This window comes from Candidatus Methylomirabilota bacterium, assembly GCA_035315345.1.
Taxonomy (GTDB): domain Bacteria; phylum Methylomirabilota; class Methylomirabilia; order Rokubacteriales; family CSP1-6; genus CAMLFJ01.
Map to the genome: position 1 here is coordinate 1 of DATFYA010000154.1, position 5,986 is coordinate 5,986.

The 5,986-nt window shown below is 72.5% G+C and carries 5 protein-coding genes and 1 pseudogene; 2 read left to right on the forward strand and 4 right to left on the reverse strand.

Annotation, left to right across the window (positions count from 1 at the left end):
- Together VKN16_20275 and VKN16_20280 are read left to right on the forward strand one after the other, a co-directional pair.
- On the forward strand, window positions 1-912 hold a 912-nt coding region (locus tag VKN16_20275; protein ID HME96543.1), incomplete at its 5' end, for an aminotransferase class I/II-fold pyridoxal phosphate-dependent enzyme.
- Window positions 909-2,207 carry a DUF4147 domain-containing protein gene (locus VKN16_20280; GenBank protein ID HME96544.1) on the forward strand — a complete coding sequence of 433 codons (1,299 nt, stop codon included), beginning with the start codon at window positions 909-911 and terminating at the stop codon, window positions 2,205-2,207. The genes VKN16_20275 and VKN16_20280, both read left to right, overlap by 4 nt.
- Here the strand turns inward: VKN16_20280 and VKN16_20285 are convergent.
- The 4 genes and pseudogenes from VKN16_20285 to VKN16_20300 all read right to left on the reverse strand — a co-directional run bounded on the left by VKN16_20285 (window position 2,204) and on the right by VKN16_20300 (window position 5,986).
- Window positions 2,204-3,199 (reverse strand): DUF6607 family protein, encoded by a 996-nt coding sequence (locus tag VKN16_20285; GenBank protein ID HME96545.1) that lies wholly within the window; start codon window positions 3,197-3,199, stop codon window positions 2,204-2,206. The genes VKN16_20280 and VKN16_20285 overlap by 4 nt on opposite strands.
- Before the next feature lie 52 nt (window positions 3,200-3,251).
- Window positions 3,252-4,667: a DUF4139 domain-containing protein gene (locus VKN16_20290; protein ID HME96546.1), complete on the reverse strand. Its 1,416-nt coding sequence runs from the start codon at window positions 4,665-4,667 to the stop codon at window positions 3,252-3,254.
- A gap of 73 nt (window positions 4,668-4,740) precedes the next feature.
- A complete protein-coding gene (locus VKN16_20295; GenBank protein HME96547.1) occupies window positions 4,741-5,844 on the reverse strand; it encodes a zf-HC2 domain-containing protein in 1,104 nt (367 codons plus the stop codon).
- Window positions 5,841-5,986, reverse strand: a pseudogene (locus VKN16_20300) (sigma factor-like helix-turn-helix DNA-binding protein). The gene VKN16_20295 and the pseudogene VKN16_20300 overlap by 4 nt, the downstream one beginning before the upstream one ends.

Consider the following 5,986-nt stretch of genomic DNA (forward strand, 5'->3'; position numbering starts at 1 on the left):
GACCGCCACGTCACGGTGTGCTGCGGCTCGACCGAGACCATGCTGGCCACGCTCCTGGCGGTGCTGAACCCGGGCGACCAGGTCATCATCTTCGAGCCGTTCTACGAGAACTACGGCCCGGGCTGCATCATCGCGGGCGCCGAGCCGATCTTCGTGCCGCTCGAGCCGCCCGACTTCTCGTTCGACCCCGACCGGCTCGCCCGCGCGGTCACCGAGCGGACGCGCGCGATCGTGTTCAACAGCCCGAACAACCCGTCCGGCAAGGTCTTCTCGCGGGCCGAGCTGCAGGTGATCGCCGATCTCTGCCTGAAGCACGACCTGCTCGCGATCACCGATGAGATCTACGAGCACATCGTCTACGACGGCCTCGGCCACACCCCGATCGCCACGCTGCCCGGCATGGCCGACCGCACCGTGACGATCTCCGGGATCTCGAAGTCCTACTCGGTGACCGGCTGGCGCGTGGGCTACGCCATCGCGAGCCCGGACCTGTCCCTCGGAATACGCCGCGCCCACGACTTCATCACGGTGGGCGCGCCGCACCCGCTGCAGGAGGCCGCCGTCACCGCGCTCGGCCTGCCCGACGCCTACTACGTGTCCCTGCGCGAGAGCTATCAGGCCCGGCGCGACCTGCTGCTCGGCCGGGTGGAGGAGGCGGGCTTCGTGGCCTACACGCCGCGCGGCGCCTACTACATCCTGACCGAGGCCGAGCACTTCATGAAGCAGCACGGCTGCCGCGACGACCACGAGTTCGCGCTGCACCTGATCCGCGAGGTCGGCGTGGCCACCGTGCCCGGCTCGTCCTTCTACGCCCACCGCGAGCTGGGCCGCACCAAGATCCGCTTCTGCTTCCCCAAGACCGACGACATGCTGATCGAGGCGGGACGCCGGCTGCAGAAGCTGCGGCGGTGAGCCTCCGCGGCGCCGCGCGCGCCGTCTTCGACGCCGCGCTGCGGGCCGCCGACGTCCACCCGCTGGTCCGCCGCGCCCTCGGCGACGTCCCGCTACCCGCGACCGCGCGCGTCTCCGTGGTGGGGGCGGGGAAGGCCTCGGGGGCCATGGCGGCCGCGGCCGAGCAGGTGCTGGGCGACCGCATCGTCGATGGGCTCGTGGTGGTCAAGGACGGCTACCGGGCCGACACCCGCCGCGTGCGGCTCGTGGAGGCCGGCCATCCGGTGCCGGACGCGCGCGGCGAGGCCGCGGCGCGCGAGATCCGCGCCATCGCGGAGCGCGCAACCGCGGACGACGTGCTGCTGGTCCTGGTCTCCGGCGGCGGCTCCGCGCTGACCCCCGCGCCGGTGCCGCCGATCACGCTCGGCGACAAGCAGACGATGACCCGGCTCATGCTCGCGGCCGGCGCCAACATCAACCAGCTCAACGCGGTGCGGAAGCATTGCTCGCTGCTCAAGGGCGGTCAGCTCGCGCGCGCCGCCGCGCCGGCCCCGGTGCACGCGCTGCTGCTCTCGGACGTGATCGGCGACCCGCTGGACGTGATCGCCTCCGGCCCGACCGCCCCCGACGTCTCCACGTTCGCGGAGGCCCTCGCGATCCTCGACCGCTTCGATCTCCGCTCGCGCACGCCCCCGTCGATCGTGGAGCGCCTGCGGCGCGGGGAGCGTGGCGAGATCCCGGAGACGCCCAAGCCGGACGATCCGGTCTTCCGCCACGTCACCAACACCGTGATCGGCAACAACCGGTTGGTGGTCGACGCGGCGGCCGACGAGGCGGTGCGGCTCGGCTACGGACCCCACGTCCTCACGCGGTCGCTCGACGGCGAGGCGCGCGAGGCGGCGGCCCGGCTGGTCGCCCTGGCGCGCGAGATCCGCGAAGGCCGCGGCCCGGTGGCCGCGCCCGCGTGCGTCATCGCAGCGGGCGAGACCACCGTGACGGTGCGGGGCCGCGGACGCGGCGGGCGCTGCCAGGAGTTCGCGCTGGCCGCCGCGCTGGCCATGGAGGGCGTCGGCGGCATCGTGGCGCTCGCCGCGGGCACCGACGGGACCGACGGGCCCACCGACGCGGCCGGCGGCATCGTCGACGGGGAGAGCGCACGGCGGGCGCGGGCCCTGGGCCAGGATCCGCGGGCGCGGCTCGAGAACAACGACGCGAACCCGATGCTGGACGCCCTCGGCGATCTGGTGACCACCGGCCCGACCAACACCAATCTGCTCGACCTGTACCTCCTCCTGGTCGAGCCGGCCGGACGCTAGGGCGCGCGGTACTCTTGCCCGCGGTACTCTTTGATGATCTCGAGGATGCGCCGGCGCGTGAGCTCGCGCGTCGCCGGGTCCGAGAGGTCCTTGCCCATCGTCTCCTCCTCGAGCTCGAACATCTTGACGAAGCGCGGCGGCTGACCCGCGGGCAGGCGCTCCACGAAGGGCCCCGAGCCGTCGAGCACGCCGTCCCACGTCTCGCGCAGCAGCGTCCAGAACGCCTGACGCGGGGCCGCGAAGGCCTGCGCGCCCGCGCACTCCGAGTCCGGCAGCCTCACGTACCAGTTCTTGCCCAGCTCGCGCACCAGCGGGGTCCGCGTGCCCTCGCGGTCGATGGTCTTGACGTTGTTCTGCCGCTCGATCCAGCTGCCGCCGCCGGCCGGGCCGTAGATCACGATCCGCGTGCCGCGCTGGAGCGTCTGGTAGTCCGAGCGCCCCATGTCGCGCGTCTCGCGCCCGGGGATCGGGGCGTAGTTCGAGCACGACCACTCGGGGTAGGCGCGGTCATCGCTCCACGGCGCGGCACACTGGTAGCGCGGGCCGTCGTCGAGGTTGGTGACCCGGCGCGTCCACCGGCCGGGCGTGGCCTTCAGGTCCCGCACGTGCCAGGTGAGCGGAGCGACGAAATCGTAGAGGAACGGAGCGTCGTACTGCCAGTCCTCTGATTGATGCCGCAGCTCGGTGCCCGACCGGGTCGTGCCGTCGAGGTTGGCGAGGAACAGGATGCGCCGGAGCCAGATCCTCTGCGGGGACAGCACCTCGGCGGTGATCCACTCCTTGGCCGACTTGTCCCGGTTGACGTCGTAGACGCGAGGATCGCGCACGTAGCCCGGCTTGAGGTCCTCGACCTCGACGTAGCTGTAGTCGACCAGGAAGCAGCCGGTCATCCCGCGGATGGCCTGCACCCCGCGGGACACCGGCGTCTCGTCGGCCCCGGCCGCCGGGAGCCAGGCGAGCAGGACCAGCGAGGCCAGGAGCATCCGCCGCATGCCTCAGGGTCGCCTCGGCCCGCCCGCCTGTCAACCGGAGCCGCGGGCACATCTAGAAGCGCACCCGCACGCGGTAGACCAGGGTGGTGGCACCGTCCTTGGCCACCGGGAGGCTGAAGCGCGCGGTGTGGGCCTGGGGCTTGTCGTGCGGATGCGAGGACTTCAGCATCTCCCAGTCGCCGGGCAGCGGCTCGTTCACCTCGACGGTCACCGCCTCGGTCTTGTGGTTGCGCAGGGTGATCTCCCACTCGACCTCGTAGAGATTGCTGGCGACCCGCTTCCATTCCTTCTGCACGCGCTCGCCCACCACGTCGAAGGCCTCGCCCATCTTGATGCGCACCCGCTCGTCCTTGGGGGTGTGGTCGATCCAGTCCTCGCCGATCAGCTGCTGGCTGCCCGAGGTGTCGGCCTTGTACACGCGCACCCGGCCCTTCGGCAGCGGCATGCCGAGCCCCTTGTCCTTCGCATTCTTGAGGTCGAGGTAGACGCCGACCTTCTGGCTGGAGATCGGCGTGCCGTACTGGCTCCGGAAGTAGCCGGCCGCGCCGTTGTAGATGAAGCGCTTGTCGACCGGGATGTCGGCGCCGGACAGCAGCGTGAGCTGCTTGGTCTGGCTGTCCTTGATGGTGGTGCGCCCGTCGAGGGAGTAGAGGTGATACTCGAAGAAGCCCTCCGACCTGAAGTCCCGCTCCGGCGCGGGCGAGGCCGCGCGGGCCACCGACTCCAGGGCCTTTCGCGCGTCGTCCCGGCTGCCCGCGCGATTGACGTCCCCGGCCACCAGCTTGAGGGCGGCGTCCCGGTAGGTCGCTCCGCTCTGGTTGATGATGGTCACCCAGCCGGTCAGATCGGTCCGGGTGTCGGCGGCGTTGATCAGCATGACGTAGTCCGCCTTCCAGCTGATGCCGCCGGTGAGATACGAGGCCTCGACCCGCTGCGGGGTCGGGCGCGTGTTCCGCAGGAGCCACGCCAGGGTGGGCTTGGAGACCAGGTTCTCGGGCAGGGCGGGCAGCACCACGCTGCCAAAGTGGCCCATGTGGATCTGGCCGTTGATGTCATAGACCGGCCCGCGCGTGGACAGCAGCGTCGCCTCCTGGAACGTGCCGTTGGACTGGTAGAGGCGCACCTTCCGGCCGACGTACTTCTCCATCAGCTTCTCGCTGGACAGCAGGTCGTACTCGTAGTTCTGCTCCAGGATGCGGAGCCCCGACGGATCGGTCAGCGAGCGCAGGTGCACCGAGGTCGGATCGATCTGGGCCGCCACGTCGGCGAAGTGGGCCTCGGCCACGCCGGGCTCGAGGCGGATCTCGCGCACGTCCTTCACGAGGCCGAGATTTCCGTTGTAGACGGTGACCATGACCTCGCGCTGGTCGGCGCCGGTGATGGCGACCGGGGCGGCGCCCGCGCCGGACGGCATCGCCAGGGTCAGGGTCAGGATGAAGGCGATCAGGGGTCTCGTCGGGGTACGCATCGTGTCCTCCAGGACCGGGAGTCGGTGTCGCTGAAGGGTTGGACCGGACGGCCGGAGGAAAGTTCCCGCCGGGCTACTCCAGTCGCAGGATGACGTGGACCTGGCTGGGCAGGTCCGGGCGCTCCGCCTCGACGCGCCAGGGCCCGATGGCGGCGAGGGCCCGGGAGAACTCGGCGTAGCGCGACTGCGGGATGAGGGCCTCGACGACGGTCGCGTCGTCCTCGCGCCGGCGCTGCGTCTGACGCCCGTCCACCCGGGCGATGAGTGAGGCCAGCTCGCGCTCGGCCGCGTCGCGGTCCTTCACCGCGACGCGCGCCACGACGTCGGCGGAGGGCGGCGCGCGCTTGGCCGCGACGCCCGGGCCCGTCGGCGCCACGCGACTGGCGCCGCCCGCGCGATCGAGCGCCTGCCGACGCGCGTCGGTCTCCGGCCGCGCAGGGCCGGCCACGTTCTCGGCGGGAGCGGCGGACTTTGCGGCCGGCGTCTCCGTCTTCGCCGTCGGCGGCGCGTCACCGCGGGCGGTGGCCGGGGCCTCGCCGGACTGAGCGGGCGGCGGCGCGGGCGTCGCCGGGGCGGGGACCGAGGGCGGAGCCGGGGCGGGGACGGCGGGGCTCGGCGAGGCGACCGGCGGTGGAGCGGCCGCGGGTGCGCTTTCGGTGGGCCGCTTGCTCTCGCGCGCGACCGTGGCGTCTCGACCGCGCTCCGCGCTCCGAGCGCCCAGGGCCAGGGGCGGCGCGCCGCGCAGCGCCGGCGTCGCTTCCTGCTCCTTGCGCACATCACCGAGCGGGGCCGGCGTCTCGGCCCGGCCGGAAGGAGCGGGCGCCTCGTAACGCGCCGCCTGCTGCAGCGCGGGCGTGCGCTGGAAGGTATACACCGCGAGCAGCGCCACCATGACCACCGCGGTCGCCTCGACCGGCAGCTTGGCCCAGAGCGGGAAGAACACGCGGCGGTACCAGGGCGTCGGCTGCGCGGCGGCCACCACGCGATCGACGAAGCCGGCCGGCGCGTGCGCCGGGCTCACCCGGTGGAGCAGCGCCACCGTCTCGCGCAGGCCCTCCAGCTCGCGCCGGCACTCCGGGCAGCCCTCGAGGTGCGACTCGACCGCGCGCCGCTCGTCCGGCGTCAGGGCCTCGTCGAGCAAGGCCGAGAGGGATTCGCGCGCGTCGTCGCAGGTCATGGCAGAAAGCGCTCCAGCTTGTCCTTCAGGTCCGCGCGCGCCCGATGCAGGCGCGAGCGGACGGTGCCAGCTCGAGATCGAGCGCCCGGGCGATCTCCTCGTAGGCCAGGCCCTCGATGTCGCGCAGCACCACCACGATGCA

What these genes read in the sequence shown, in the direction of transcription:
- VKN16_20285 (HME96545.1), bottom strand. Translation starts at nt 3,199, where the DNA reads ATGCGGCGGATGCTCCTGGCCTCGCTGGTCCTGCTCGCCTGGCTCCCG.
- VKN16_20290 (HME96546.1), bottom strand. Translation starts at nt 4,667, where the DNA reads ATGCGTACCCCGACGAGACCCCTGATCGCCTTCATCCTGACCCTGACC.
- VKN16_20295 (HME96547.1), bottom strand. Translation starts at nt 5,844, where the DNA reads ATGACCTGCGACGACGCGCGCGAATCCCTCTCGGCCTTGCTCGACGAG.